Source organism: Streptomyces sp. P1-3 (assembly GCF_050613155.1).
Lineage (GTDB): Bacteria > Actinomycetota > Actinomycetes > Streptomycetales > Streptomycetaceae > Streptomyces.
This window is the reverse complement of sequence record NZ_CP192512.1, coordinates 584688-609779: the sequence shown is the minus strand read 5'-3', so window position 1 is coordinate 609779 and position 25092 is coordinate 584688. Positions and strand designations below refer to the sequence as shown.

Sequence of the window (25092 nt, the reverse complement as noted above, 5' to 3'; positions counted from 1 at the left end):
ACTGCCTCTGCGGTCAGGGCTGGTCGTACCAGGCGAATGCTGCGATCCGCCAGCCCTCTGGGGTGCGGACGAACTGGATGGTCTTGGTCCCGCCTCCCTTGAACGGCTCACCGTCCAAGATCCCGGACTTGCGGTACTCGCCGAACCGCGACGCGATATCGCCCGCGATCTCTGTCCGTTCGGAGGTCTCCCACTCGGAGAACTCGACCAGCCGACCATCGGTCAGCAGCCGCTGGCGAGGCTCGATGAACTCGTCCACGGTATAGACCGTGAACTCCGGGCCGGTCTTGACGATCACGCCACCCGGTAGCACCAGCCGACGGATCCGGGCCACGTCGGCAGCCTTGCCGCCCCGATTGTCAAAGGCTCCGAAGAACTCGGAGGTCACCACGTCGATCTCGACCTTGGACATGGCCCGACACTAACACCGAGGGGGCGCCGCCTCAGGGGCCCTCTCGAGGGTCGGCATGCCTTCGAGCGCGCCGAGGCGGCGGGGCCGTCCAGATCGAGGCCGGCCTCTCTGACGTCGACGCGCCTTCGCCACAGCGGGAAGCCCACGACTCGGTGCTGCTCACCGTCGGCAAGAACTCATCGCGGTCGGGCCCCGGCTCCTCCCGGCCCGGAGTGGACATCACCTCGCGTGCGAGCGGTCCACCCGTCAGGAGTCGAAGTGGCGGCGAGAGGACTCGATGTGACCGAGGTACCGGTGCGTCCAGTCGCACATGCCGTCGATCGTCACTCGCAGGGCCTGGCCCGGCTCGGTCAGGGTGTACTCGACCCGGGGCGGCACGGTGGGGTGCACGGTCCGTTCGACCAGGCCGTTGCGCTCCAGCATGCGCAGGTTCTGGGTGAGCATCTTGTGGCTGATGCCTTCGATCCCATCGCGCAACTCGCTGAAGCGCAGGGTGCGTTCACCGAGGGCTTCGATGATCAGGAGCGCCCATTTGTTGGCGAGGTCCGAGAAGATCTCCCGCGCCAACGAGTCCGCGCGCGTCAGGTCCGCTTCCTTGGGCGAGCCCCTGAACTGCTTGGTCACCATAAGGTTCCCCAGTCACTGAAAAGTGCGTTCTTCCAGGTCAGCGGCCACTCTCCTACAGTTCTTGAGTAACCACAAGAGACCACAGACCTCGCAGTCCGGTGGGAAGCGAGCCCACGGGCTCTCAGGACAAGGAGACAGGCAGCATGGCCATCACCCTGGTGAACCCCAGCGGACTGCCGGAGATCGATGCCTACCGGCAGGTGTCGATCGCGAGCGGGTCGAAGCTGGTCTTCATCGCCGGGCAGGTCGCCTGGGATGCCGAGGGGGTCACGGTCGGCGAAGGCGACCTCGCCACGCAAGTCGAGCAGTGCTACCTCAACATCGGCAGGGCCCTGGCCGAGGTCGGTGGCAGCTTCGACGACGTGGCGAAGCTGACCGTCTACGTCGTCGACTGGACCCCCGACAAGATGCCCCTGCTCTTGGAGGGAATCACTCGGGCGGCCGCGAAGCTGGGCGTCACCCCGGTACCGCCGGCCACGCTGCTGGGAGTTGCGGCGCTGGACGTACTCGACCACCTGGTCGAGGTCGAAGCCACCGCGATCCTCGACTGAACAGGCGTTCTGGCGAGTGCCGTCGTGCCGTCGGCGACATGGCCGTTCCCGGCGAGCGGCAGCGTGCGCGCCGATTGGTAGCGGCAGCCCGCCGCGTCGAATGCCGCTGCGGCGGCGAGCTGTCGCGGCAGGTCGCCGTCCAGCGTCGCCTCCGCCCGGTCCAGCTGGGCGGAGGCGACCGGATTGCCGGCGACCACGCTCTGGGCGGCGTTGACCCGGTCCCGGGCGGTCGGCAGCGGGTCCGGCACCGCCATATGACCGGCTGAAGGCGGAAACCCGGCCGTCCCGGACCCGGACCCGGAGTCGGGGCCGAGGCGTCGGGGTTCAGCTGTCCCGGCGCCAGATCGTGCTGCCCAGGTCCGTGCTGCGGACGAGCTGGACGCGCCAGGGGTCGATGCGGATCACGTGGTACTGGGGGTCGTCCGGGCCGCCGCGCCAGTAGTGGACCGGGTCGTAGCCGACGCCCGGCGGCCCGCCCCTGAGGTAGAGGTCCCAGGCGTGGCGCCGGGACTCCTCGTCCTCGGCCCAGGTGGAGACGCTGTCGACGAAGAGGGCGTTCTGCCGGGGGCTCCAGTACGCGTACGTGGTGTGCGGGTTGTGCGCGAGGTGGGCCGTCTTGACCGGGGTCCGGTAGGCGGCGAGCCAGCCGACGGGGCGGCCGTCGACGATCTCCCAGACCGGGAGCAGCACCCGCGCCCGCGGGCGGTTCCGGCGGTCGACGGTGACCATCGTGGCGTACTTGATCTCGCGGATGTAGTGGAAGAAGGTGTTCTGGACCTCGGAGAAGTCGTGGGTCCTGGTGGCCATGAGGGGTCTCTCCTCGGTAGGGATCGGGTCGTCGGCCGCATCGGAGGGCAGCGCCTCAGATCGCGGTGCGGGTCTCCGTACGGTCCGCGCCGTCCATCCGCCCCATCCCGTCCGTGCGGCCCGTCCCGTCCGTACGGTCCGCGCCGTCCCTACGGTCCGTGCTCACGGCCCCCGGCACCGCGCCCGGGCGGCCACCGCCCCGCAGCCCGAACGCGCCGATGGCGACGGCGAGCAGGGCGGTGGAGAGCGGGACGGCGAGGGCGGCGTGGTAGCCGTCGAGCAGGGCGGCGGGGCTGCTCGAATCCGTGGCGGCGACGTTGACCGCGGTGGCGGCGGAGAGGCCGAGCGCGGCGCCGAACTGGAAGGAGGTGTAGAGCAGGCCGCCGGCCAGGCCCTGCTCGGACTCCTCCACGCCCTCCGTGGCGACGATGGTGAGCGGTCCGTACGCCAGCGAGAAGCCGAGGCCGAGGAGGATCAGGCTCGGCAGCATCATCGGGTACGTCCAGTCGGCGCCGACCGGCAGGAACAGGCCGTACGAGAGCGCCGCCAGCAGCAGCCCGCCGAAGATCACCCGGGCGTTGCCGAACCGGCCCACGAGCCTGGGGGTGAGCGTGGGCGACAGGATCGCGTCGACGCCGATGACGATCATCGCGAAGCTCGTCTGGAGTGTGGACCAGCCGCGCAGCTCCTGGAGGTAGAGCACCACCAGGAACTGGAAGCCGAAGAAGCCGGCGGCGAAGAGAAGCCCGACGAGGTTGGCGCGGACCAGCGAACCGCGGCGGAGGATGCCGAGGCGGACGAGCGGGGTGGCGGCGCGGCGCTCGACGGCAGCGAAGACGGCGAGGAGGGCGAGGCCGGCGGCCAGTGTGCCGACGGTCCAGCCGAGGCCCGCGTGCGAGGCGCGTTCGACCCCCAGGACGAGCAGCACGATGGCCGCGGTGACGGTGATCGCGCCCGCCAGGTCGACGCCCTGCCCGGCCCGGTCCTCCCGCGGCGACTTCGGCACGAGCGCAAGCGCGGCGACCAGGAGGACGGCGGACAGCGCGACCGGTGCGAAGAACACCAAGCGCCAGTCGGCCGCGGTGAGCAGCCCGCCGACGACCAGACCGATGGAGAAACCGCCGGCCGCGGTGCCGGAGTAGATGAGCAGGGCCCGGTCGCGCTGCGGCCCCTCCGCGAAGCTCGTGGTGATGATGGACAGGCCTGCCGGGGTCATGAAGGCGGCCGCGACGCCGGTGGCGAACCGCGCGGCGATCAGCATCCAGCCCTCGGTGGCGAAGCCGCCCAGGCCGGAGAAGAGCACGAAGACGGACAGCCAGAAGACGAACATCCGGCGGCGCCCGAAGAGGTCGGCCGCGCGGCCGCCCAGCAGCATGAAGCCGCCGTAGCCCAGGACGTAAGCGCTCATGACCCACTGCAACTCGCCGGTGGACATGCCGAGGTCCGCGCGGATCGACGGCAGGGCCACGTTGAGCATGGCCACGTCGATGCCCTCCAAGAAGATCGCCCCGCACAGGACGAACAACACGCCCCAGTTTCTCGCGCTCATCTGCATCTCTCGATCCCTCGGTTCCTCAGTGACGTGGGTGGATGGGGGGCGGGGGACGGGGTCGTCTCCCGCTCCATCACCCTCGGTCGGCCGGGGAGGGGGAACAACAGCGAAGATCGCAATGTTCGTTCAGGCAGGCTTACCGATCCGGGGACTTCCGGGGAGCGGAGGTTGTCCATGGAGCGCGACGAACTGGAGTGCTTCCTCATCCTCGCCGAGGAGTTGCACTTCGGCCGCACGGCCGAGCGCATGCGGCTGTCCCGGGCCCGGGTGAGCCAGCTCGTGCAGCGGCTCGAACGCCGCGTGGGAGCACCGCTGTTCGTCCGTACGAGCCGCCGGGTCGCCCTCACCGCCGTCGGCCGGCAGCTCCGCGAGGACCTCGAACCCCACCACCGCGCGATCGACGCGGCCCTCGCCAGGGCCGCCGCTGCCGCGCGCGGCAGCGGCGGGGTGCTGCACGTCGGCTTCTCCAGCCCGCCGGCCGGGGAGATCGTGCTGCGGGCGGCCGAGGCGCTGCGCGCGAGCCACCCGGAGCTCGACGTGGAGATCTGCGAGGTGCCGCTGTCCGATCCGTACGGACCGCTGCGCAAGGGCGAGTTCGACGTCCAGCTCATCGAGCTCCCGGTGCGCGAGGAGGACCTGGGCGAGGGCCCCGCGCTGTTCACGGAGGAGCGGGTGCTGGCCGTCGCGTCCGGGCATCCGCTCGCCGCCCGCCGGCGGGTCTCGCTCGAAGACCTGGCCGAGGTGGTGCTGCTGACGATCGCCGGTGAACTCCCCGACTACCGGCTGGAGCACCACGTCCCCGCGCACACCCCAGGCGGCCGCCCCATCGCGCGCGGTCCGGGCGTCACCAACATGCAGGAGGCGCTGATGCTCGTCGCCGCCGGCAAGGGCGCGTTCCTCACCGCCGCACACACCGCCACGTACTACGCCCGCCCCGGCATCTGCTACCTCGCCTTCGACGACGCCGCCCCAGTCGGCTACGGGCTGGTCTGGCGCGCCGGCGACAGCACCGGCGCGGTGCGGGCCTTCGCGCGGACCGCGCTGGAGGTGGCGCGGGCCGACGAGCAGACGAGGGCCCCGGGCGCGGCGACCCCCGCATCGCCCACATCCCGCGCCAGGAGGCGGGCGGCCGGGGCCGCGGCCTGAACCCGACGACCGCGTGGGGATTGACCCATGATTCAGGTGCTCGAATGACCTGGTCAGCGGGTCACTTCCGGCCGTAGAGTCATGATCATGACTGAGGAAATGACCACCGGATCCACGACCACGACGCCCCTGCAGGCGGTGCTGACCCGCAGTGCGGAGGCCGAGACCTGCGCCGACCCGAGCAGCGTGATGACCCTGCTCGGCGAGTCGGACGGCGCCGGAGGCGGCTTCACGAGCTACCGGTCCACCTTCGCAGAGGGAGCGGTGGGGGCACCGGCCCACTTCCACACCAAGGCGACGGAACTGTTCTTCGTGATCAGCGGATCCCTGCGGGTGCTGGTGGGCGAGGAGGTCACCGTCTTGAACGCGGGCGACTTCCTGGCGGTGCCGCCGCACACCCCGCACGCCTTCGCCGCGGCCCCCGGCGCCGAGGCGGACGTCCTGTTCGTGTTCACCCCGGGAATGGACCGGTTCGACTACCTGCGCCTGCTGAGCCGGGTGATGCGCGGTGAGGCCGACCCCAAGGAGATCGCCGAGTCCGGGGAACGCTTCGACAACCACTACGTCGACAGCCCCGTGTGGCGTGCCGCTCTGGAGGGCTCGGCGTGATCGACTCCACGACACACGTCCGCGTGGCCCGGCCCTCACGGGACCTCGCCGCTGCGGAACGCTTCTACGTTGACGGCCTCGGGCTCGACGTGCAGTGGCGGACCACCGAGCGGAGGCCGGGCAAGCACGATCTGCTGATGGTCGGCCCTGCCGGCGGGTCCTGGCACTTCGAGCTGACCCACGACCCCGAGCACCCGCTGGAGCCGACCCCGACCGTGGAGGACCTGTTCGTGGTCTACCTGGGCAAACCCGTGGACGACGCCCTCGTCGAGCGCCTGGTCGCCGCCGGTGGAACCCGGGTGCCCGCGCACAATCCGTACTGGGACGAGTACGGGGTGACGGTCGCTGACCCGGATGGCTACCGCCTCGTGCTGTGCTCGCGCACCTGGGGCTAGATCATGCCTGCTAGGCGTCGAGCCAGCCGCAGGGCGGTCTGACGCGTCGGGGCGGCGGGGGATCCAGGACGACCTCAGTGTAGGGACGACCTCAGCGTGGGCTGGGGGTCCAGGACGGGGAGCGGCCCAGGAGGGTCAGAATGCGGTCCAGCGTCGTTGTGCCGTCCGGGGTGGGGAGGGCGGGACGGAAGGCGCTTCCCGGGGGCAGGCGGTGGTCGTCGCCGGTGGGGACGGCCCGCGCGATCGGCAGGGCGGGTTCGAGCAGCTCCGGGTCGGGGTCGTACGGAAGGCCCAGCGTGCGGGCGACGTCCCAGCCGTGGACGACGTAGTCGAGGAAGTGGAAGCCGATCGCGCGGACGGCCGGGAATCTCTGGGCCGCCGTGAACTCCGGAAGGGTGCAGACCTGGTCCGGGTTCGTCACGGCGGCGAAGGCGGCGAGGACGTCGCCGGCCGCGGCGGCGTAGTCCGCCACCGGGTCCTCAGCGAGCGGCTTCGGCGACCAGTGCGCCAGGTCCTGGCCGTCGCCGCGGACTGCCGCCGCGAATCCCCGGTGCTGAACGGTCATATGGGCGAGCAGGTCCGCCAGGGTCCAGGCCGCGCAGGGGGTGGGGCGGGGCAGATCCGCGGGGGTCAGGTGGCGGACGACGGCGATGCTGCCGCCTACGGCTTCGGCGTTCAGCTTCTTGAGGTCGGTCAGGCGTTGCCGTTGCTCGTACGTGTGCGTACTCGTGGCCGCGTTCGCTCCGGAATCTATATGCATGCGCTTACGATGTGCGCATGCGTATGGTTAGTCAAGGGGTATTTTCGTGGCCATGGCTAAGCGCACGGCAGACGGAGGAGGCCAGGCACCGGGGACGGCGGGCGGCGGAGACCGGGCAGAAGGCGGGGAGCGCCGTCCGGATCTGGCGGCGATGATCGTGCCGCTGGGCCGGGCTCTGATGGCCGCCGAGCAGCCGATCCTCGATACCCACGGCCTGGCTATGTGGGCCTACGCGGTGCTGCTGCGCCTCGGCGAGAACCCGATCCGCTCGCAGGCGGCACTGGCCGAGGCCATCGGGGCGGACAAGACGCGCATCATTGCCGTCCTCGACGACCTGGACGCACGGGGGCTGATCCGGCGTCGGCCCGATCCGGACGACCGGCGGGTGCGGCTGCTGTCGATCACGCCCGAAGGGCGACGGCTGCGCGACGCCGTACAAGCCGACATCCAGCGGGGAGAGGAAGAACTGCTGGCGCGGTTTCCGGCCGCGGACCGGGAGGGTTTCGTAAGGGTCCTGCGGGAACTGTCCGCCGCTACGAGGGGAAGCGGCAGCGCACGGCAGGGCGCAGCGCCATGAGCGCCGGCGCGGCCGGCCATCGGCGGCTGCGCAGCCACCGAAGCCCATCGCCCACTGCCGGAACGTACCGACTTCCCGGGCTGGGGCTGCCCGCCGACTCCCGGCGGGCGGCCCCAGAGACATTTCGCGCTATGCGGTCACCACTTGTAGGTCCAGACGGTGTCGTTGTACGTGTCGGAGCTGTTCACGTGGATCCGGATGCGAGCGGTGTCGTCTTGGAATGTCTGGCCGGGTTTCCAGGTCTGCATGTCCAGCGTGGTGCAGTTCCCGGTGGGTGCGGCGGCTTTGGGATTGCTCACCACGCGGACCGGTCCACTGCCGCTGGCGACCGAGGTGTCGACCTTGTAGATCAGTACGCCGGTGGCGCAGGCGCCTGAGTCGTTGTTGGCGGCCTTGCGGGACTCGGCGACGTAGGCCGTGGTGGCGCTGGTCTTGATCACCGCCAGCTTGTGGCCGCTGCCCCCGTATTCCACCCCGTTCAGGTTGGTGGAGTACGTGCCGTCCGTGGACAGACACGAGACCTGGCTGTCCGTGATCCATCCGAGCTTCCATGCCTGCCAGCCGAGGAACTGCGGGGCGGGGCCGCTCACCTTGCCCATGACGTCCCAGCCGCCGACGTACTGGTGCTGTTCGCCGTTGAAGGCGTAGAGGTCGGGCAGGCCGAAGGTGTGGCCGGTCTCGTGGTCGGCGACCTTGTAGCCCCAGTGCCACATGTCCTGTCCGAAGGTCACCGCCCACTTGATCGTCACCCAGGCGTTCGTCGCCTTGTTCCAGACATAGGTCGGGTTGGCGGGGTCCTGGACCCAGGTGGGGGTGTGGGTGATCGCGGCCGCGGTGCTGGTCGGCACGATGTAGAACATGTCGTAATTGGCGATGTTGACGCCTGCCTCGGCGGCGCCGGCGAGCGCGTCCTTCAGATATACCCGGTGCGTGTCCCAGGAGAACCCGCGCGCCCAGTTGTAGTCGGTTGAGTTCTTCGGCATGCGCACCCAGTTACCGTTTGGGGCTTGCATGTCCAGCCAGACCTTGCCGTTGGATGCCTTCCACATCCAGTCGGCGGCGCCGGATATTTGGTTGTAATAGCGATCGAGAGGCTTGGTGGTCCCGACGGCGTCGGGGAAGTCCACGTAGATCACGCCCACGCGCTTGGTGCCCGCCGGTTTCTGGAACCGGTTGTAGTCGGTTTGCTGGCCCTCGTCGGTGTAGCCGGTCGTCCCCTGGAGCGCGCATTCCGAGGTGCTTCCGTTGGACCCATGGGCGGTGTCGACGGGGCCGATGAGCAGGGCGACCGACGCGATCAGGGCCAGGGCGAGTACGGGCACCGCGACGCGCGGGCGCCACGACGCGAGTGGGGATCTCATGGTGTGCCTCCGTGGGGGAGAGGTGTGCGTCCGTGGGGGAGCCCGCTCTGAGTGATGCGGGCATGACATTCCGTTGCCTAACCGATGAATGTGTTGGGGACAGGATGCGGATGCGGCGGCGGTGCCAAAAGCTACCGGATTCCCATAACAGTGCGCTATGAGCCCGGAATTGTGTCGCCCCGATCACGAGCGGTTATCGAGAATCCGGGCGCAAAACGAAACCCCGGTCCGGCGCGCTGGGCCCGTAGGGAGCATCATCGAATTCTTCGGAAGGGCGATGCCGCGTAAGCGGCCGTCTCAACTCCGTGCCACCGGAGGCCATTTGAGGCGGCAGTCGTGGTGGCTGTTCGGTCGGATCGGCTCATCGCTGCATCCGGCCGGCCTCGGCCGCGTCGGGCGCGCCGCGTTCGTTCGGGCCTCGGTACCGGATCCCGGGGATGTCCCTGTCGGCCGACGAGCGGCCGACAGGGACATCGGGCTCAGGGGAGGTCGAACCGATCGAGGTTCATCACCTTGTCCCACGCCGCCACGAAGTCGCGCACGAACTTCTCTCCCGCGTCCGCGGACGCGTAGACCTCCGACACCGCTCGGAGCTGGGAGTGCGAACCGAAGATGAGGTCGACGGCGGTGGCGGTCCACTTGACCTCGCCCGTGGCGCGATCCCGGCCGTCGAACACGTTCTCGGCCGAAGCCGACGCCTTCCACTCCGTGCCCATGTCGAGCAGGTTGACGAAGAAGTCGGTGGTCAGTGTCTCCGGCCGGTGGGTGAGGACGCCGTGCGGGGACCGCCCGAAGCCGGTGTCCAGAGCCCGCATGCCGCCGATCAGAGCCGTCATCTCGGGAGCGGTCAGGGTCAGCAGGTTGGCGCGGTCCAGCAGGAGGGTCTCCGGCGAAAGCTTCTCTCCCGCCCGGAGGTAGTTGCGGAAACCGTCCGCCCTGGGTTCGAGCACGGCGAACGACTCCACGTCCGTCTGCTCCTGCGATGCGTCCGTGCGCCCCGGGGTGAACGGGACGGTGATGTCGTGCCCGGCGTTCTTCGCGGCCTGCTCGACGGCCGCGCACCCGCCCAGGACGATCAGGTCGGCGAGTGAAACTCTTGTTACGCCGGTCTGTGAGCGGTTGAAGTCCTGCCGGATCTGCTCAAGGGTCCGCAGCACCTCGGCCACCTCGGGCAGATCGTTGATCTCCCAGTCCTTCTGCGGCGCGAGCCGAATCCGTGCCCCGTTGGCCCCGCCGCGCTTGTCGGTGCCGCGGAAGCTCGCCGCCGACGCCCAAGCGGTGGTGACCAGCTGGGCGACGGACAGTCCCGAGTCGAGGATCCTGCCCTTGAGGGCGGCGATGTCCTCGTCCGCGACCAGTTCGTGATCGACCGCGGGGACTGGGTCCTGCCACAACTGGGGCTCGGGAATCCACGGGCCGAGGTAACGTGCGACCGGTCCCATGTCGCGGTGCAACAGCTTGTACCACGCCTTGGCGAACGCCACCGCGAGCTTGTCGGGGTTCTTGTGGAAGCTCTTCGCGATCGGCCCGTAGATCGGATCCAGCTTCAGCGCGAGGTCCGTCGTCAGCATCATGGGAGCGTGCCCCTTCGACGGATCATGAGCATCAGGCACGGTGCCCGCGGCCGATGGATCCGTGGGAGTCCACTGCTTCGCACCGGCGGGGCTCGACGTCAGCTCCCAGTCGTACCTGAACAGGTTGTCCAGGTACCCGTTGTCCCACTTCGTCGGCTCGGAGGTCCATGCGCCCTCAAGCCCACTCGTGAGCGCGTCGGCGCCCTTGCCACTGCCGTAGGTGTTGCTCCAGCCGAGGCCTTGCTGCTCGATGGGGCCGGCCTCGGGTTCCGGACCGATGTACGAGGGATCGACCGCACCGTGACACTTGCCGAACGTGTGGCCGCCGACGATGAGCGCAACCGTCTCCTCGTCATTCATCGCCATACGCCCGAACGTCTCGCGAATGTCCCTGGCGGCAGCCATCGGATCCGGGTTGCCGTTGGGCCCCTCCGGATTGACGTAGATCAGTCCCATCTGCACGGCACCGAAAGGACCGGCGAGCTCTCTTTCGCCGCTGTAGCGCTCATCTCCGAGCCACGTGTCCTCGAGCCCCCAGAAGATCTCCTCGGGTTCCCAGATGTCCTCTCGTCCGAAGCCGAACCCGAACGTCTTGAACCCCATGGATTCCATGGCGCAGTTGCCGGCGAAGATGAGAAGGTCGGCCCAGGAGATTTTCCGGCCGTACTTCTGCTTGACCGGCCAGAGCAAACGGCGCGCCTTGTCGAGGCTCGCGTTGTCCGGCCAGCTGTTGAGGGGGGCGAAGCGCTGCGCGCCGCTGCCGCCACCGCCCCGCCCGTCAGCGATGCGGTACGTTCCCGCGGCATGCCAACTCATCCGGATGAAGAGCGGCCCGTAGTGGCCGTAGTCGGCAGGCCACCAGTCCTGGGACGTCGTCATCACCTCGAACACGTCCCGCTTCAGCGCACCGAGGTCGAGGGTCGAGAACTCCTTCGCGTAATCGAAGTCCTCATCCATCGGATTGGAGCGGGGCGAGTGCTGGTGGAGAACTTGAAGGTCCAGCTGATTCGGCCACCAGTCCCGGTTCGTCTTGGGGCGAGTCGGCGTGGGGGCCGGGGAGGGGATTACTGGGTTCTCGCTTTCGCTGCCGGACACGTCCGTCCTTCTTTCTGTCTCGGTGCTTCCTTCTGCTGGCTGCTGCTCTTGACGTCGTTCGCCTTGCTGGTGTCGAGCGTTCGGCCCGCGTTCGCCTTTCCTCACAACGACGCCGGTGACTGTTCCGGTGTCGGCGTCCGTATGGTCGCGCACCGCAGATCGCACCGCTACGAGAACACGCAGAGCGCCCCGCGTAACAAGGACTCAGAATCCGTATCCGAATGCGGGACTTGGCTCAATGGTTGACGACTCTCCCGGCCTCTGAACCATGCGAGAAACGGCGGCTTTTGTGATTATCGGGATCACGCCGCTGGCGTGGCCGAGCACAGGGGGCCGGGCGGCCCGGCTGCGCCCCAGCCACTTCCCCCTTACGCCTCCAGCCGAGCCGCCAGTTTCCCGGGCAGCGCATCCCGGTTCTGCGCCGTCACCTGGACCAGTTCGATGCCGGCGCGCCGCTTGAGGGCGTCGGTGAACGGGTCGTGGTGCGCGTGCACGGTGGCGACGAGGTCGATGCCGGCTGCGAGCAGTTCCTCCACAGCCTCCCGGAACGCGGAGCTGGACAGCTCCATCCGGCCCAGCTCGTCGATGAGCGCGAGATCCCCCGGCACCGGGTTCCGCGACAGTGGGGCGATGGCCGACAGCGCCAGTTCCTCCATGACGCGCAGATCGACACCGTACCGGCCGACGCGCGGCGGGCCCGGGAAGGCGGCATGCGCGAGCACGGCCCGCCTGCCGTCCAGCGTCTCCAGCGCGAAACCCACTCGGGCGGTGCCCTTCCGGATCTCCTCCGTCGTGAATCCGACGGGCGTACGGGTGTGCAGCAGAGAGGCGAGCCGCCGCACGGCGGTCGTCTTGCCGATGCCCGGGCGTCCCTCGAGCAGGATTCTTGTCGGCATCGCATCCTCCGAGCGTGCGTTCATGGCGCCCCCGCGAGCGTGCGTTGATGGCGCCCCGCGATCCTCGCGCACGCGAGTCCGCAGGAGCGGCAACCGGTGCTGGTTCGGTGCTGGTTCGGTTCTGGTCTCCAGGCCGTCGAGGAGGCGAAACCGCAGCTCCCAGCCATGACCGGATGAGTTGTCATACCACTCGATGGCCGGCGGGTGCGGTGAACGCGCCGGGCGTGGGCGAGGATGACCGCTGTGCGGTCTCGCGTTGCATCGCACGTGCGGGGCGAGGCGCCCCGGCCCGGAGAGCACAATCCGACCAGTGGACCAGGACGGTGGTAATCCATGGCCGATCACGATCTGAACGGGTTCGACCGCGACACCTTCACCCATGGCGGCACCACCCGCCGGATCCTCCGGCGTGGCACGGGACCCGCGGTGATCGTGATGGCGGAGATCCCGGGGATCACGCCCAAGGTGCTGGAGTTCGCGGAACGGGTGGCCGCGATCGGCTGCACCGCCGTGCTCCCGGTGCTCTTCGGCACGCCCGGACGTGGTGCCGACCCCGCGGTCGACGGCCGGCTGAAGTCCGGGCGCTACCTGGCCTCGTCGATATGGCGGGTGTGCGTGAGCCGTGAGTTCACCCTACTGGCCACGGGGAAGTCCTCAGCCGTGGTGACCTGGCTGCGGGCCCTGGCCGCGCACGAGCACCAGCGTTGCCAGGGCCCCGGGGTCGGGGCCGTCGGCATGTGTCTCACCGGAGGCTTCGCGCTGGCCATGGCCGCCGATGAGCGTCTTCTCGCCCCCGTTCTGTCCCAGCCGTCCCTGCCGCTGGCCCTCACCACGAGCCGGGCCGCGGGTGTCGACATCTCCGCCGCGGACCTCGCCGCGGTAAGGGGCCGCTGCGAACGCGACGGTCTTCGCGTCATGGGGTTGCGGTTCCGCGGGGACCGGTTGGTACCGGGCGACCGGTTCGCCTTCCTGCGGCGCGAACTCGGCGACGCGTTCACCGCCGTCGAACTGGACGATTCCGTCGCGAACCCCGGTGCGGCCATGCCGCCGCACTCGGTGCTGACCGAGCACCTGATCGACGAACCCGGCCAGCCGACCCGCGCGGCGCTGGACCAGGTACTCGACCTCTTCCGCACCCGCCTGCTCGAACAGCACCGTGGATCGTGACCCACGGCCGACCGGGACGGCGCGTGGGCCCGCCGGTCCGCCCCCGGGCCGGAGGCCGTACGACGACCGCCGGCACCCGCGACCTGGGGGCGACCGGGCCGTGGACACGTGCCGATCCGGTGCGACCTGGTGCACGGGGCACCACCAGGCGGCTGAGGGGCAGCCGTCATGACGGGGAGCGTCTGGGGTACCTGAGGACGCGGGCGCCAAGTGGTGCGCAGCGGGCCCGGCGCAGCGGGCCCGCTGCGTCACCGGTCGCTGGTGGAGATGGCCCCGACCCGACCGCGCGGTGATCGCGGTGCCGGGTCAGGGGCAGAACTCCCCCTCCAGGGCCGCCTCCTCGAGTGCGTGATCGCCCCAGTCGCTGTTCCGGTTGATCGTGATGACGTACTCGTGTGGCGGCTACGCCGTACGGCCGATCTGCCCGCCGACACCAGCGACATGGTGACCGCCGGTCACGCAGGGGAGCGGTCAGCGCATCGTGCTGTCCCGCCCCGTTTGCGCGACATCGGTGACCGGCACGACGTCCACCTCAAGGAGCCATTCCGTAGGCGTTCCTCTCTCTACGCCGCGCAGAACTCGTTGCCTTCCGGGTCCTGCATGATCCACCAGTGCCCGGCGGGCCCCTGGTCGACCTCGCGGACGCGGGTTGCCCCCAGGTCTTCCAGCCGAGCCACCAGCTTGTCCAGGCCGCCGCGCTCGCAGTGGATGTCGAGGTGCAGGCGGTTCTTGCCCACCTTGCCCTCGGGTACGTCCTGGAAGAGCAGCCTCCGCCCGCGGCCGACGCCGCTGGCCTGATCGAACGGGTCCTCGGGGTGGCGGATCGCGGCGTAGCCGCGGAAAGTCTTGCGGCCGCGACGCTCGCTGACCGCCTCCTCGTCGATGCGGCCGGCGGCCAGCAGCTGCTCGATGAGAGCGCTGGGGTCCTCCACCTCGTACTCCAGGGCCGCAGCCCAGAAGTCCGCGAGAGCGGACGCGTTCGTGCTGTCGATGACCAGCTTCCAACTCAATGCCATGTAACCAGTTATATTGGTTACATGGATCCTTCCGCAACCAAGGGGTTGACGCTGCACTCCCATACCGGCGTCGCCTACCGGTTCGACCCCGGCGCACTGTGCCTGGAACTGCTGGTCACCGGCGGCCCCGGCCCCTACCGCCGCTACGAGGTCCTGCACGAGCCCGCCGACCTGGCCGCCTGGGCGGACCGATCGCGGCTGACACCGACGCCCCCACTGGCGATCTCCGAAGCCGAGGTGGCCGACATACGAAGGCTGCGCGACGCACTGTTCCGAGTGGTCATCGCCCACACACGCGGCGAGCCGCACCCGCCCGGCGACCTGGAGACCATCAACGAGGCCGCCGCCCGTCCAGCCCTGGCACCCGCTATCACGCCGACCGGGAAGCGGCAGTGGGCCGGCACCCCCAGCGGCACGCACCTGGCAGCCACCGTCGCCCAGGACGCGGTTGAGTTGCTGACCGGGCCCTTCGCACACCGCATCCGCACCTGCGCCGCCGAAGACTGCCACCTCGTCTACGTCGACACCTCACGCCCCGGCCGCCGCCGCTGGTGCTCCATGGAGCACTGCGGCAACCGGCACAAGGTAAGGGCGCTGCGCGCCCGCCACTCCGAGGAAGGATGACCGCTATGCCCACCGGATTCACCAAGGACGCCGGCTGGCAGATCGGCGTGTCCCGCACGCTGCCTCACCCCGCGCCCGTCGTCTGGGACTTCATCAGCAGCCCCGAAGGGCTCGCCCTCTGGCTCGGCCCCGGCGCGGTCCTCATCCCGGAACGCGGCGCACCCTACCGGACGGCCGCGGGAGTGGCGGGCGAGGTACGCGGCTACCACCGCGGTCAAAGGATTCGCGTCACCCACGGCACCACCACAGTCCAGGTCACCCTCACCCCCACCGCCGATGGAGCCCGGACGATATTCCGCTTCCACCAAGAGCACCTGGCGAGCGCCGAAGAGCGCGAACAGCAGCGGACACACTGGCAGCACATCCTGAACCAAGCCGCTGCCGCCCTCGACCGGCAGTGACGGCGACGCGCAATACCCGGGCAGAGTCCGGCGCCTCAAGCCGGACACCCCGCCCCCGGTGCAGCTCCCGGGCGCGGGTGCCCGGATGGTTCTTTGGGCGTACGGTCCCTTCGGCAGCCTTCAGGTGAGCTGCTCGGCCAGTCCGACGATGATGCCCTCGGGGCCGCGGACGTAGCAGAGCCGATAGCTGTCCTCGTACTGCGCCAGCTCGCCGACGAGTTCGGCGCCGTGGGTGCGCAGGCGGGCAACGACGTCCTCGATGTCGTCGACGGCGAACATGATGCGACGAATGCCCAGGGTGTTCGCCGGCGCGTCCTTCGGCTCGGCGCTGATCGCCTTCGGCGAGTGGAACATCGCCAGCTCGATTCCGCCGTGGCCGTCCGGGGTCCGCAGCATTGCGATGTCCAGTCGGACATCGTCGAGCCCGATGACCCGCTCCACCCAACGTCCCTCGATTGGCGCCTTGCCCTCGAGTTTCATACCAAGTTCGACGAAGAACGAAATAGCAGCGTCAAGGTCGTCGACAACGATGAGGACGTTGTCCATCCGCTGGATCGTCATGCTGGGTCTCCTTGGTGTAGGTACGGCCACCGTGGCCGCATTCGCCTCCGAGACGGAGCCGCCAGGCCGTTCTCGACATCCTCTGCCACATCTTCTTCGAGAGCCTTTTTACGGTGATGTCCCCGCCGTTCTTGAGGGCGGAGCCGATGGCCTTGAGAACGCGTTCGCGGCGCGACGGACGGAGTCGGTCGCACGTGCCCCGTCGTGCCCGCCGGCTGCGACGTTGGTATTGGAACTGTCTGAATGCCTGGTGTCCGTGCTCACATGTAGTCGAAGTAGCGGTGCCACCACAGCTGCTGCCAGTCGTCCATCTCCGTCGGTCCGTCGTATCGCTTCCTCAGCACGTGCCTGGGCATCCAGACGCAGTCGAGTGCTGCTGCGGCGGCTGTGATCCGGCTGCGGTCCTCGTCGTGTAGCCCGTCGGCGGGCTCCGCGGTATCGGCTGCGACGCCTCCTGTAGTCGCGGTGATCAGGGATCCGAAATTGCTGAAGCGGACGATGATGAAGTCACGGCCCTTCGTGGCGACAGCTGGGATGACAATGTCGCCGTGGAAACTGGCATCTTGCACTCCCCGATCAACGGAGCATGTGCAGCCGAATGCCTGGTCGAGGTGTGCGGCGAGCTGATCGAAGCGGGCTCGGGTGGCGACATGGTCGTAGTCCCGAGGAAACTCCCAGTGTTCTGGATCGTCCAGGTTCCGCAGCAGAGCCAGTAGGCGCTGGTCCTCAATGGTCATGTGCTTCTCTCTGCTGGCCGGAAAGGTCGGGGCGTCGACCGACTTCGGCAGCATAGGTGGCCCAGTCGCCCGGAGAGGCGTTGCCAGGCGACGGCGATGTCGGTGTGGATGCCGAAGGTGCGGGCGGGGATCGCGGCGGGGATCTCGGTGGCGAGCTGGAAGAGTGCGGTGCTGCGGACCTGGTTGCCCCTTGCGGTTCGCGGCGAGAGTGCGGGCCGGCTGGGCGACGGCCTCGGCAACTGAACAGGTGCATTGCCGAGGTGGAGACGTACTTCCCGGTCGCCGTGTCCGGCGCGATCCGCATCGCCGGGGGCGGCACGGCGTGGGGCGGCGCCCCGGGCGACACTGCTGGCTTCCAGGAACGCACGTCAAGACTGCGGGAACTGGTCGCCGGTATGGCGGAGTCGAACACTCCTTGAGAAGCCGGCCGAGTCGCCAGTTCCGCTGGGGGCGGCTCTGTGAGGTGTGTGTATGGGACAGTGAGATCCTGCACCATTTGATCACCGAGTCATGTGATCGCTTGCAAGGACGACGCCACCTCCCGCACCACCACCGGTGTGCAGCTCACGCCCCCACGGGGCTCGCGCGGCATGTCGCCTGGGTCGCGGCGCTGTGCTCCGTTCGGCTGCGTCGGGCTGCGGGGTGCCAGGGGGCGTGGCAGCCTGTCGGGCGGGGGATCCGAGACTCAGAGGAGAACGTGCGGTGAGTGTCAAGCCGATTCCCGAGGACTATCCCCGTGTCACGCCGTATCTGGCCATCGATGGCGCGGCGGCTGCCATCGACTTCTACTGTGAGGTGCTGGGCGCGACCGAGCGCATGCGCATTCCGGCACCCGGTGGCAGGATCGGCCACGCCGAGCTGCAGATCGGGAATTCGGTGATCATGCTCGCGGACGAGTTCCCGGAGATGGGCGCGCGGGGCCCGAAGGCGGTCGGTGGCACTCCGGTGAATCTGTACGTATACGTGGTCGACGCGGACGCCGCCTTCGCCCGGGCGATGGCGAAGGGTGCCAAGGAGCTCCAGCCGATGGCGGACCAGTTCTATGGCGACCGCGCGGGCCAGTTCGAGGACCCCTTCGGGCATCGCTGGAACGTCGCCACGCACGTCGAGGACGTGCCCTCGGAGGAGCTGGCCGAACGTGCCGCCGCGGCGATGAAAGGCTTGCAAGGCGCCTGAAGCCGCATTGGCGACCAGTACCGCTGCCCCAGGTCCGCTGGCCCTTGTACGCGGTCGAACGGGTCGGCGTGGTGGGTGAGGCACGCCCGCGGGTCGTTGCGCAGATTCCGTAACTTGACCCTGCCCACTGAGGTGTTGAACCAGCGGTTGCCACCGTCCACATCGACCCACATGGGACTCACGTGCGGCGCCCCATCCGGGCATGTGGTCGCCACGAACCAGATGACCGCCGCCAGCAAGCTCGGTGTTCAAGCGTTCGACCAGCTGCTCTCCTCCGGGCAGATCGCCGTCGCGGTTCCCTGAGGCTCTGAGATCCTCTCGCCGCGGCCCCTATCCCTTCGGGTTGGGAGAGGGCAGGCTGAGGACATGAATCTGGCCGAACACGCGAACGCACGGCTGGCTGATTGGCCGGCGCTCTCGCGGGGGCGTGCGGGTTGCGGAGCACGGGATTGCTTATGCGCCGGTGCCCGGGAGATCGTCCATTTCCATGGGGACAACGAGGTCGACGTTCACCTGACACGTGACATGATCGACAGGCTGCGTCCGGCTCTGCGGAATTCCAGCGCCCTTGAGCTGCCCGCGGTATCTGCGTGGGTCACGGTCCGGCTCGAAACAGGCTCCGACATCGACGTGCTCGCCACGCTTGTCAGCGCCGCACTGCTCGCGACCGGAAGCCAACCGGGGCCGGCCGAATCGGCTCGGACGGACCCCTGCACCCGGGCATCCTCGCAGGCGTCCCACTACCGTCCGGGCCGGTCACGACGGCTCTTCGCGTGGTGCCGGAAGGACAAGGGCAGCCCCGGTTGACGGGGGCGGCGACCGGCATGGCGTCGTCTGGTGTGTGCACTGCAGGAGCCGTGAACCTTCGGCGACTCCGTGGGGCTCATCGATGGCCGTGATAGGCGGCCATGCGCTGGTGGCGGCACCAGCCTGACGGACCTCAACCACCCCTTCCAGACCACCGCTCTGATCCTGATCTCGGCGTTCGTGACGTCCTTCGCGCACCGTCGCGAACGGCACGAGCGGGAACTGACCCAGCTCAGGTCGGTGGCGGAGGCGACCCAGGGAGTGCTGTTGCGGCCCCCTCCGGAGCGGAGCGGCCCGCTGCGCATCGCGTCGGTCTATCTCGCCGCCGAGGCCGAGGCGCAGATTGGTGGCGATCTGCATGCCGTCGCCCGTACCGCCCGGGGGAACCCTTTACTTGGATTCGACCCGTCCGAGCGGGTTGGGTCCTGCTGTCAGCGCGTCACGCGCTGTCTGCCAAGCGGGATCCCCGGGGTAGAGCTCGGTGCGGAGGTATGCCCAGGTGAGCCGCTGGACCGCGGACACTCGCTCGGGGTTCTCGTCCGTGGTCTCGGCGACGTCGTATCCAGAGACCCCGCCGAGCCCGTGCTCCGCGTCGAACAGGGTGAGCAAGGACTTGGGGCCCGGCGAGAGCAAGTACGGATCGGCGTGCCATTCCGGGCCCCGAACCGTCAGGTGGGCAGAGTCGTCCCTGTCGCCGGCGACCACGAGTGCGGGCGTCGTCATCTCGGAGAAATCCGTGGTCAAGAAGAAAGGCCAATTCTCTGCCACGAACTCGGTGAGGGCATCGCCCCCTCCGCCGGGTGCGGCAAGCAGCACGCCCGCCTTGATCCGGGGCTCGGTCAGGTTCACTTCCGTTCCGTCGTGCGGATCGGTGAGCCGGGCGCCGAGCAGCAGGCTCGCGGTGTGCCCGCCCATCGAGTGCCCGGCTACGGCGACCTTGCCTCGGTCCAGGCGCCCGAGGAGCTGCGGGACGGCGGCCTCGAGCGCGTCGAGGTGGTCGAGGATGAGCTTCATGTCCTCGGCCCGTGATCGCCAGTACAGCGGCGCTCCGGGGGCGTCAGGGTCCAGGCTCAGCGTCCTCGAGCTCAGATGGGTGGGCTGGATTACGACGAAGCCGTGCGCCGCCCAGAAGTTGGCGAGGGGGGCGTAGCCGTTCAGTGAGGAGAGGTTGTTCGAGTAGCCCTGACCGTGCGAGAGGAGGATCACCGGCAGGTCGCTCCCGGTCAGGGGCGCGGAGACCCGCACCTGTAGGTCCACGGCTCGGCCGGGAGCCGGCAGCACCACCGGACTGACCGAGAGGACGGGAGCGGGTGAGTTGACGGTGTCGGCCGTGTAAGTCGATTCACTCATGATGCGCATTCCCTTCGATGGCCTCTGCTGCCGGTCTCGTTCGGCTGGCGGCGGGTGAGGCGGTCGGGAGCGTCCGGCTTCGGCTACGCTGAAAACGGAACGCCGTTCCGATTAATATACGGAACAGTGTTCCGCTTTGGCAACGGCCATCGGAAGGAGGGTGCCATCGCCGCCCGCAGAGACCTCTGCGGCCGCGGCGAAGGCATGGATCTCGGCGGCGGGCAGCCCGGCGATCTCGTGCCACGATGCTCCCGGGGGCGGCGAGGTGGACGGGCCCAGGCGTAACGCCCTGAACGCCGACTGAGACGAACGGCCGGGAACGCGCACGGGAACGGCGGCGACAGGTCGCCGCTGCCGTTGTGGACGTTCACACCTTGCCGCCGAAGAAGACCTGCATCTCCTGGATGAGCCCGTCCCGCACGGTGATCGCCTCGACGTTGCGATGCCGGTCACCTGTCATCAGCTCGTACTCGTAGTACACGAGCACCAGTTCTTCGTCAGCCGGGGTGACGTGCAGCAGTCGCTGCTCCTTGAGTCGGTCGGCTGTGGGGAAGCACCGCTCGAAGAATGTCGCCTTGTCGATGTGATCGTCCTGGGGGCTGGTGAACGTGAAGCCGCCGTGCCATGGCACGGCGGGGTGGGCGTACAGGCGCCAAGCCGGCCGCCTCGTACTCGATCACGAAGACGCGGTCGTCGAAGGCCGCGGCGTACTGACCGCATTCGTCGTACTGGCCGCACTCCTCGGCGGCGGCGAGGTCGAATCCGAGGCTCTTGCCCTGCTTCGCCAGCCCGGCGGCTCACGCTTTGCGACGCCCCTCCGGAATTCGCCCGATCGGTGAGGCCGCGGCGGCATGCGCCTGTTGGCTGCACCGCTTTGACGGCTGCTCACGGCGCAGTAGGGCCATGAGCGCAGGCGGCAGCGATGTTCTGGCCCGGGCACGCGTGGCGACCAGGCTTCCAGCCCAGGACCTGGACCGGGCTCGGCGTTTCTACTCCGAGCGGCTCGGTCTGGAGCCCGTGGATGAACGGCCCGGTGGGCTGCTGTACCGGTGTGGAGGCGTGGACTTCGCGCTGTTCCAATCGACGGGGCGCGAGCCGGTCGTCTGAGGAGAACCCCCGGGTGTCAATCTGTCCAGCTCCGGTAACTCGCCGAGGCCGTGGAGGTGCCGGCCGCCCTCGCGCCCACCTGGCCGTACGTCACTCCGTAGCGATGGCGCGCAGTACGTCCAGTCGGGCCGCCCGCCGTGCGGGCCGCAAGCCCGCCAGCGCACCGGCGGCGAGCCCGACCAGGGCCACGACCGCGAGTTGGACCGGCGGGAGCGTAAAGGCGCTGGTGCCCGCGGTGTCGGAGGCCCGGACCAGCGCCCAGCCGAGGAAGCCGCCCAGCAGCAGCCCGCTCGCCGTGCCGAACGCCGCGACCAGCACCGACTCCCAGCGCACCATGGCGCGCAGTTGGGCCCTGGTCTGGCCGACGGCGCGCAGCAGGCCCAGTTCGCGGGTCCGCTCGTGGACGGCGAGGGTGAGGGTGTTGGTGATGCCGAGCAGGGCGATGACGACGGCGAGAGCCAGGAGCGCGTAGACGAGGGTGAGCATCATGTCGATGCCCGCGGCGGAGGACGCGGCGTACTCGTCGCGCGTCTGGACCTCCGGATCGCCGTACGCCGCAGCGGTCTTCGCCACCGCCGCCTTGCCGTCGCCGATCGGCACGCCGTCCTTGAAGGACACGGCGACCAGGGTGTCGGAGTCCTGTACGCGGTGCGGGGCCCATGCGGCGCGGGTGATGACGTAGTCGCCGGCCAGGTCGTCCTGGCCGTAGAGCGCGCGTACCGTGTACGGCTCGGTCCGCCCGTCGGTGAAGGTGAGCGCGGCGGTGCTGCCGATCCGCCAGCCGCGCTTGTCCGCCTCGCCGGCGGAGACCGCGAGGCCGCGGGTGCCGAGTCCGTCGAGGCTGCCGTCGATCCGGCCGAGATCGAGGACCCGGGCGAGGGCCGCGGGGTCGGTGACGGTCAGCTGCCGGCCCGCCCCGTCGACCTTCGCCACGCCCCGGCCGAGGCCGAGCGCGGTGTCCACCTCGGGCAGCCGGTCGAGCGCCGGGGCGAGCTTGGGGCTGAGCCCGCTGCCGCCCGCGCCGAACGCGGGCGCGCTGACCGCCACATCGCCGGCGAAGGCGCGCGAGACCGTCTGGTCCATCGTCGTCCTCAGGGAGGCGGCGAAGACGGTGAACAGCGCGACCACGGCGACGCCGATCATCAGCGCGGTGGCGGTGGCCGCGGTCCGGTGGGGGCTGCGCAGCGCGTTGCGCTGGGCGAGCGCCCCGGTGACGCCGCGGAGCCTGCGCAGCGGCCCGCCCAGGACCCGTACGACGGCGGTCGAGGCGACCGGCCCCAGGACGATGAACGCGGCGAGGGTGAGCGCCGCCCCGGTTCCGGCCAGCGTGATCGACGGGCCCGCGGTGGCTCCGGCCGCGGTCAGGGCGATGCCCGCGGCGCCCAGGGCCGCACCGATGACGGCCCGGCGCCGGGAGGCGCCGGAGGTGTCCACGGCCGTCTCGCGGAGCGCGGCGAGCGGCGCGGTGCGCCCGGCCCGTACGGCGGGCAGCAGCGCGGAGGCCAGGCAGACCAGCACACCGACGGCGAGCGGCAGCAGCAGCGAGACCGCGCCGATGACCAGGTCGCCTTCGGGGAACGGGAAGCCGACCGCCGGGAACAGCGCCTGCAGCCCGGCGGCGATCCCGACCCCGCCGAGCAGCCCGGCGCCGGACGCGATGACGGCGACCACCGCGGCCTCGGCGAGGGTGGCGCCGACGATCTGGCGGCGGGCGGCGCCGAGCGCGCGCAGCAGGGCGTTCTCGCGGGTGCGCTGGGCGACGACGATGGTGAAGGTGTTGTGAATGCTGAACGTGGCCACCAGCAGCGCGATTCCGGCGAAGACGAGCAGGAACGTGGTGAACAGGTTCAGGAACCGGCCGGAGACGACGTCCAGGTTCTCCTCGGTCGCCTCCTGGCCGGTGATCGCCTCGACGCTCTTGGGGAGCACGGGCTCCAGGGCGTCGACGAGTTCCCGCTCCCCGACGCCGGGGGCGGCCCGGACCTGGATGCTCGTGGCCTGCCCCGGCTCGGGGGTGAGGTACTTCTCCGCGTCGGCCCGGGTCAGTCCGGTGAAGGTGCTGCGGCCCATGCCGTCCTCGCCGCCGAAGGTCGCCAGGCCGACGATCGTCACCCGTACGGGGTCGGGGGTGCGCAGCACGGCGGTGTCGCCGATCCTCAGGCCGCCCGCCTCGGCCGCGCCCCGGTTGACGACGGCCTCGCCGGAGGCGCGCGGCGCCCGGCCTTCCGCGATCCGGTACGGGTTGAGCTCGGTGTCGGTGATCCAGTTGCCGGCGAGGGTGGGCGGGCCCTGGCCGCCGACGGGGTCGCCGTCGCGGCCCACGAGCTGTCCGGCGCCCTCGACGCTGGGCACGGCGGCGGCGACGCCCGGCACCTTCGCGATCCGCTCGGCGAGCGAGGCGTCGACGGGCGCGCGGGTGCCCCGACCCTCCCCGGGCACGGTGATGGCGTCGGCGCTGCGCACGACCGCGTCCGTACCGCGATTCGCCCTACCGAACAGGGTGTCGAAACTGGCGCGCAGCGTGTCGCCCATCACCAGCGTGCCGGCGAGGAAGGCGACGCCCAGCAGCACGGCGAGGAACGTGCCCGCGAAGCGCCGTTTGTGCGCGCGCAACGAGGCCGAGCTGATACGCAGGGTGGCGCGGCCGTTCATGACTCCACCACCCGCGGGGCGGGCGATCCGCCGTCGAACGCCTTCATCCGGTCCAGGACCCGTGCGGCGGTGGGCTCGGCCATCCGGTCCACCAGCCGCCCGTCGGCGAGGAAGACGACCTCGTCGGCGTGGGCGGCGGCCACCGGGTCGTGGGTGACCATGACGACCGTACGCCCCATAGTGCGCACCGCCCGGCCGAGCAGCCGCAGCACCTCCTCGCCGGAGCGGGAATCGAGGTTGCCGGTCGGCTCGTCGGCGAAGACGACGTCGGGGCGGCTCGCGAAGGCGCGGGCCACGGCCACGCGCTGCTGCTGCCCGCCGGACAGCTCGCTCGGCCGGTGGTGCAGCCGGTCGCGCAGCCCGACGACGTCGATCAGGCTGTCCACCCAGGCGCGCTGCTCCGCGTCGGCGCGGGCGCCGGACAAGTCCCGCGGCAGCGTGATGTTCTCGGCGACCGTCAGCGTCGGCACGAGGTTGTACGCCTGGAAGACGAATCCGATCCGCTCGCGGCGCAGCAGTGTCAGCTTGCGGTCGCCGAGTACGCCCAGCTCGGTGCCGGCGATGTACGCCGACCCCGAGGTGAGCGTGTCGAGCCCCGCCGCGCAGTGCATCAGGGTGGACTTGCCGGACCCGGAGGGGCCCATGATCGCGGTGAACCGGCCGGCGGGGAAGTCGAGGCTCACCCCGGCCAGGGCGGTCACCTCGGTGTCACCCGATCCGTAGACCTTGACCGCGTCCACCACGCGGGCGGCGGGTTGGGAGCCTGCCACCGATCCGGGCTGGGAGCCCGTCACAGACCCGGGCTGGGAGCCCATCACAGACCACCACCCCTGCCCGCACGGCCGAACTGCTCGTCCAAGACGGACAGTCGGCGCCAGTACTCGTCCTCGTCGATCTCCCCGGCGGCGAAGCGGCGGCCGAGCAGCGCGATCGGCGACTGCTCGCCGTGCCCGGTGGCCCGGTCCCGCTGCCACGGGGCGCGGCCCCGCCACACGGTGCGGCGCAGCAGGAAGATCCCGCCCGCCACGACCAGCGCCCACACCAGCGGGAAAAGCAAGACCCACGGACCAGGCCCGCCTCCGTCGGCGAATCCGTGCGCCAAGGTGTTCATCTCGGTTCAGCTCCTCGGTGG

Annotated in this window: 30 protein-coding genes and 2 pseudogenes; 14 read left to right on the top strand and 18 right to left on the bottom strand. The window is 69.9% G+C overall.

Annotated elements, in window-relative coordinates; genetic code table 11:
- Positions 1-13: 13 nt before the first annotated feature.
- Both ACQUSR_RS02670 and ACQUSR_RS02665 read right to left on the bottom strand, forming a co-directional pair.
- Positions 14-412, bottom strand: a complete 399-nt coding sequence (locus ACQUSR_RS02670) for a DUF4440 domain-containing protein (RefSeq protein ID WP_431040888.1) — start codon at positions 410-412, stop codon at positions 14-16.
- A 246-nt stretch (positions 413-658) separates the two neighbouring features.
- On the bottom strand, positions 659-1039 hold the full coding sequence (locus ACQUSR_RS02665; protein ID WP_431040887.1) for a winged helix-turn-helix transcriptional regulator: 381 nt from the start codon (positions 1037-1039) through the stop codon (positions 659-661).
- Between the two features lie 143 nt (positions 1040-1182).
- Between ACQUSR_RS02665 and ACQUSR_RS02660 the strand changes: the two genes are divergently transcribed.
- Entirely contained in the window at positions 1183-1590 is a 408-nt protein-coding gene (locus ACQUSR_RS02660; RefSeq protein ID WP_431040886.1) for a RidA family protein, read from the top strand.
- A 324-nt stretch (positions 1591-1914) separates the two neighbouring features.
- Here ACQUSR_RS02660 and ACQUSR_RS02655 read toward each other — a convergent pair whose 3' ends face one another.
- Positions 1915-2397: a pyridoxamine 5'-phosphate oxidase family protein gene (locus ACQUSR_RS02655; RefSeq protein WP_431040885.1), complete on the bottom strand. Its 483-nt coding sequence runs from the start codon at positions 2395-2397 to the stop codon at positions 1915-1917.
- A 55-nt stretch (positions 2398-2452) separates the two neighbouring features.
- Positions 2453-3946: an MFS transporter gene (locus tag ACQUSR_RS02650; protein WP_431040884.1), complete on the bottom strand. Its 1494-nt coding sequence runs from the start codon at positions 3944-3946 to the stop codon at positions 2453-2455.
- 177 nt (positions 3947-4123) lie between these two features.
- Here ACQUSR_RS02650 and ACQUSR_RS02645 point away from each other — a divergent pair, with 177 nt between their 5' ends.
- The 3 genes from ACQUSR_RS02645 to ACQUSR_RS02635 all read left to right on the top strand — a co-directional run bounded on the left by ACQUSR_RS02645 (position 4124) and on the right by ACQUSR_RS02635 (position 6099).
- Entirely contained in the window at positions 4124-5095 is a 972-nt protein-coding gene (locus ACQUSR_RS02645; protein ID WP_431040883.1) for a LysR family transcriptional regulator, read from the top strand.
- Positions 5096-5182: 87 nt separating this feature from the next.
- Positions 5183-5704, top strand: coding sequence for a cupin domain-containing protein (locus ACQUSR_RS02640; RefSeq protein ID WP_431040882.1), 522 nt, complete (start codon positions 5183-5185; stop codon positions 5702-5704).
- Complete coding sequence (locus tag ACQUSR_RS02635) at positions 5701-6099, top strand: VOC family protein (protein ID WP_431040881.1); 399 nt, start codon at positions 5701-5703, stop codon at positions 6097-6099. Before ACQUSR_RS02640 ends, ACQUSR_RS02635 begins: the two co-directional genes overlap by 4 nt.
- Positions 6100-6190: 91 nt before the next feature.
- Here ACQUSR_RS02635 and ACQUSR_RS02630 read toward each other — a convergent pair whose 3' ends face one another.
- On the bottom strand, positions 6191-6859 hold the full coding sequence (locus tag ACQUSR_RS02630) for a TIGR03086 family metal-binding protein (protein WP_431040880.1): 669 nt from the start codon (positions 6857-6859) through the stop codon (positions 6191-6193).
- 52 nt (positions 6860-6911) lie between these two features.
- Between ACQUSR_RS02630 and ACQUSR_RS02625 the strand changes: the two genes are divergently transcribed.
- Positions 6912-7436 carry a MarR family winged helix-turn-helix transcriptional regulator gene (locus tag ACQUSR_RS02625; protein WP_431040879.1) on the top strand — a complete coding sequence of 175 codons (525 nt, stop codon included), beginning with the start codon at positions 6912-6914 and terminating at the stop codon, positions 7434-7436.
- Between the two features lie 137 nt (positions 7437-7573).
- Here the strand turns inward: ACQUSR_RS02625 and ACQUSR_RS02620 are convergent, their stop codons facing one another.
- The 3 genes from ACQUSR_RS02620 to ACQUSR_RS02610 form a co-directional block, all read right to left on the bottom strand.
- Positions 7574-8797, bottom strand: coding sequence for a M6 family metalloprotease domain-containing protein (locus tag ACQUSR_RS02620; RefSeq protein ID WP_431040878.1), 1224 nt, complete (start codon positions 8795-8797; stop codon positions 7574-7576).
- A 479-nt stretch (positions 8798-9276) separates the two neighbouring features.
- Entirely contained in the window at positions 9277-11466 is a 2190-nt protein-coding gene (katG, locus tag ACQUSR_RS02615) for a catalase/peroxidase HPI (RefSeq protein WP_431040877.1), read from the bottom strand.
- Positions 11467-11834: 368 nt separating this feature from the next.
- Positions 11835-12362, bottom strand: a complete 528-nt coding sequence (locus ACQUSR_RS02610) for a nucleoside-triphosphatase (protein WP_431040876.1) — start codon at positions 12360-12362, stop codon at positions 11835-11837.
- Positions 12363-12695: 333 nt separating this feature from the next.
- On the opposite strand from ACQUSR_RS02610, the gene ACQUSR_RS02605 reads away from it, so the two are divergent.
- Positions 12696-13529, top strand: coding sequence for a dienelactone hydrolase family protein (locus ACQUSR_RS02605; protein WP_431040875.1), 834 nt, complete (start codon positions 12696-12698; stop codon positions 13527-13529).
- A 563-nt stretch (positions 13530-14092) separates the two neighbouring features.
- Here ACQUSR_RS02605 and ACQUSR_RS02600 read toward each other — a convergent pair.
- Complete coding sequence (locus tag ACQUSR_RS02600; RefSeq protein WP_431040874.1) at positions 14093-14545, bottom strand: VOC family protein; 453 nt, start codon at positions 14543-14545, stop codon at positions 14093-14095.
- Between the two features lie 21 nt (positions 14546-14566).
- Between ACQUSR_RS02600 and ACQUSR_RS02595 the strand changes: the two genes are divergently transcribed.
- On the top strand, positions 14567-15169 hold the full coding sequence (locus ACQUSR_RS02595) for a CGNR zinc finger domain-containing protein (protein WP_431040873.1): 603 nt from the start codon (positions 14567-14569) through the stop codon (positions 15167-15169).
- A 5-nt stretch (positions 15170-15174) separates the two neighbouring features.
- The gene (locus ACQUSR_RS02590) at positions 15175-15570 is read left to right on the top strand and encodes an SRPBCC family protein (protein ID WP_431040872.1); all 396 of its coding nucleotides are present in this window, start codon (positions 15175-15177) and stop codon (positions 15568-15570) included.
- A 120-nt stretch (positions 15571-15690) separates the two neighbouring features.
- Here the strand turns inward: ACQUSR_RS02590 and ACQUSR_RS02585 are convergent, their stop codons facing one another.
- Positions 15691-16131: a VOC family protein gene (locus ACQUSR_RS02585; protein WP_431040871.1), complete on the bottom strand. Its 441-nt coding sequence runs from the start codon at positions 16129-16131 to the stop codon at positions 15691-15693.
- A 260-nt stretch (positions 16132-16391) separates the two neighbouring features.
- A complete protein-coding gene (locus ACQUSR_RS02580; RefSeq protein WP_431040870.1) occupies positions 16392-16868 on the bottom strand; it encodes a hypothetical protein in 477 nt (158 codons plus the stop codon).
- A gap of 96 nt (positions 16869-16964) precedes the next feature.
- Between ACQUSR_RS02580 and ACQUSR_RS02575 the strand changes: the two genes are divergently transcribed.
- The 3 genes from ACQUSR_RS02575 (at position 16965) to ACQUSR_RS02565 (ending at position 18044) form a co-directional block, all read left to right on the top strand.
- A complete protein-coding gene (locus ACQUSR_RS02575; RefSeq protein ID WP_431040869.1) occupies positions 16965-17111 on the top strand; it encodes a hypothetical protein in 147 nt (48 codons plus the stop codon).
- A 17-nt stretch (positions 17112-17128) separates the two neighbouring features.
- Entirely contained in the window at positions 17129-17287 is a 159-nt protein-coding gene (locus ACQUSR_RS02570) for a hypothetical protein (protein WP_431040868.1), read from the top strand.
- A 283-nt stretch (positions 17288-17570) separates the two neighbouring features.
- Entirely contained in the window at positions 17571-18044 is a 474-nt protein-coding gene (locus ACQUSR_RS02565) for a VOC family protein (RefSeq protein WP_431040867.1), read from the top strand.
- A gap of 119 nt (positions 18045-18163) precedes the next feature.
- Here ACQUSR_RS02565 and ACQUSR_RS02560 read toward each other — a convergent pair.
- Positions 18164-18217: pseudogene (locus ACQUSR_RS02560) on the bottom strand (hypothetical protein); the annotation flags it as partial.
- On the opposite strand from ACQUSR_RS02560, the gene ACQUSR_RS02555 reads away from it, so the two are divergent.
- On the top strand, positions 18216-18347 hold the full coding sequence (locus tag ACQUSR_RS02555; RefSeq protein ID WP_431040866.1) for a hypothetical protein: 132 nt from the start codon (positions 18216-18218) through the stop codon (positions 18345-18347). The pseudogene ACQUSR_RS02560 and the gene ACQUSR_RS02555 overlap by 2 nt on opposite strands.
- A gap of 63 nt (positions 18348-18410) precedes the next feature.
- Positions 18411-18851: a luciferase family protein gene (locus ACQUSR_RS02550; RefSeq protein WP_431040865.1), complete on the top strand. Its 441-nt coding sequence runs from the start codon at positions 18411-18413 to the stop codon at positions 18849-18851.
- A 390-nt stretch (positions 18852-19241) separates the two neighbouring features.
- Here ACQUSR_RS02550 and ACQUSR_RS02545 read toward each other — a convergent pair whose 3' ends face one another.
- The 3 genes from ACQUSR_RS02545 to ACQUSR_RS02535 form a co-directional block, all read right to left on the bottom strand.
- The gene (locus ACQUSR_RS02545; RefSeq protein WP_431040864.1) at positions 19242-20201 is read right to left on the bottom strand and encodes an alpha/beta hydrolase family protein; all 960 of its coding nucleotides are present in this window, start codon (positions 20199-20201) and stop codon (positions 19242-19244) included.
- Between the two features lie 367 nt (positions 20202-20568).
- Positions 20569-20784: a hypothetical protein gene (locus tag ACQUSR_RS02540; protein WP_431047335.1), complete on the bottom strand. Its 216-nt coding sequence runs from the start codon at positions 20782-20784 to the stop codon at positions 20569-20571.
- A complete protein-coding gene (locus tag ACQUSR_RS02535) occupies positions 20699-20989 on the bottom strand; it encodes an endo alpha-1,4 polygalactosaminidase (protein WP_431047333.1) in 291 nt (96 codons plus the stop codon). Before ACQUSR_RS02535 ends, ACQUSR_RS02540 begins: the two co-directional genes overlap by 86 nt.
- Positions 20990-21104: 115 nt before the next feature.
- On the opposite strand from ACQUSR_RS02535, the pseudogene ACQUSR_RS02530 reads away from it, so the two are divergent.
- Positions 21105-21299 (top strand): annotated as a pseudogene (locus ACQUSR_RS02530) (VOC family protein); the annotation flags it as partial.
- Between the two features lie 99 nt (positions 21300-21398).
- Here ACQUSR_RS02530 and ACQUSR_RS02525 read toward each other — a convergent pair.
- From ACQUSR_RS02525 to ACQUSR_RS02515, 3 genes are read right to left on the bottom strand one after another with little or no spacing between them, the layout of a single operon-like run.
- Positions 21399-23960 (bottom strand): ABC transporter permease, encoded by a 2562-nt coding sequence (locus ACQUSR_RS02525; protein ID WP_431040863.1) that lies wholly within the window; start codon positions 23958-23960, stop codon positions 21399-21401.
- Positions 23957-24775 (bottom strand): ABC transporter ATP-binding protein, encoded by an 819-nt coding sequence (locus ACQUSR_RS02520; RefSeq protein WP_431040862.1) that lies wholly within the window; start codon positions 24773-24775, stop codon positions 23957-23959. Before ACQUSR_RS02520 ends, ACQUSR_RS02525 begins: the two co-directional genes overlap by 4 nt.
- The gene (locus tag ACQUSR_RS02515; protein WP_431040861.1) at positions 24775-25071 is read right to left on the bottom strand and encodes an SHOCT domain-containing protein; all 297 of its coding nucleotides are present in this window, start codon (positions 25069-25071) and stop codon (positions 24775-24777) included. The genes ACQUSR_RS02520 and ACQUSR_RS02515 overlap by 1 nt, the downstream gene beginning before the upstream one ends.
- Positions 25072-25092 lie beyond the last annotated feature (21 nt).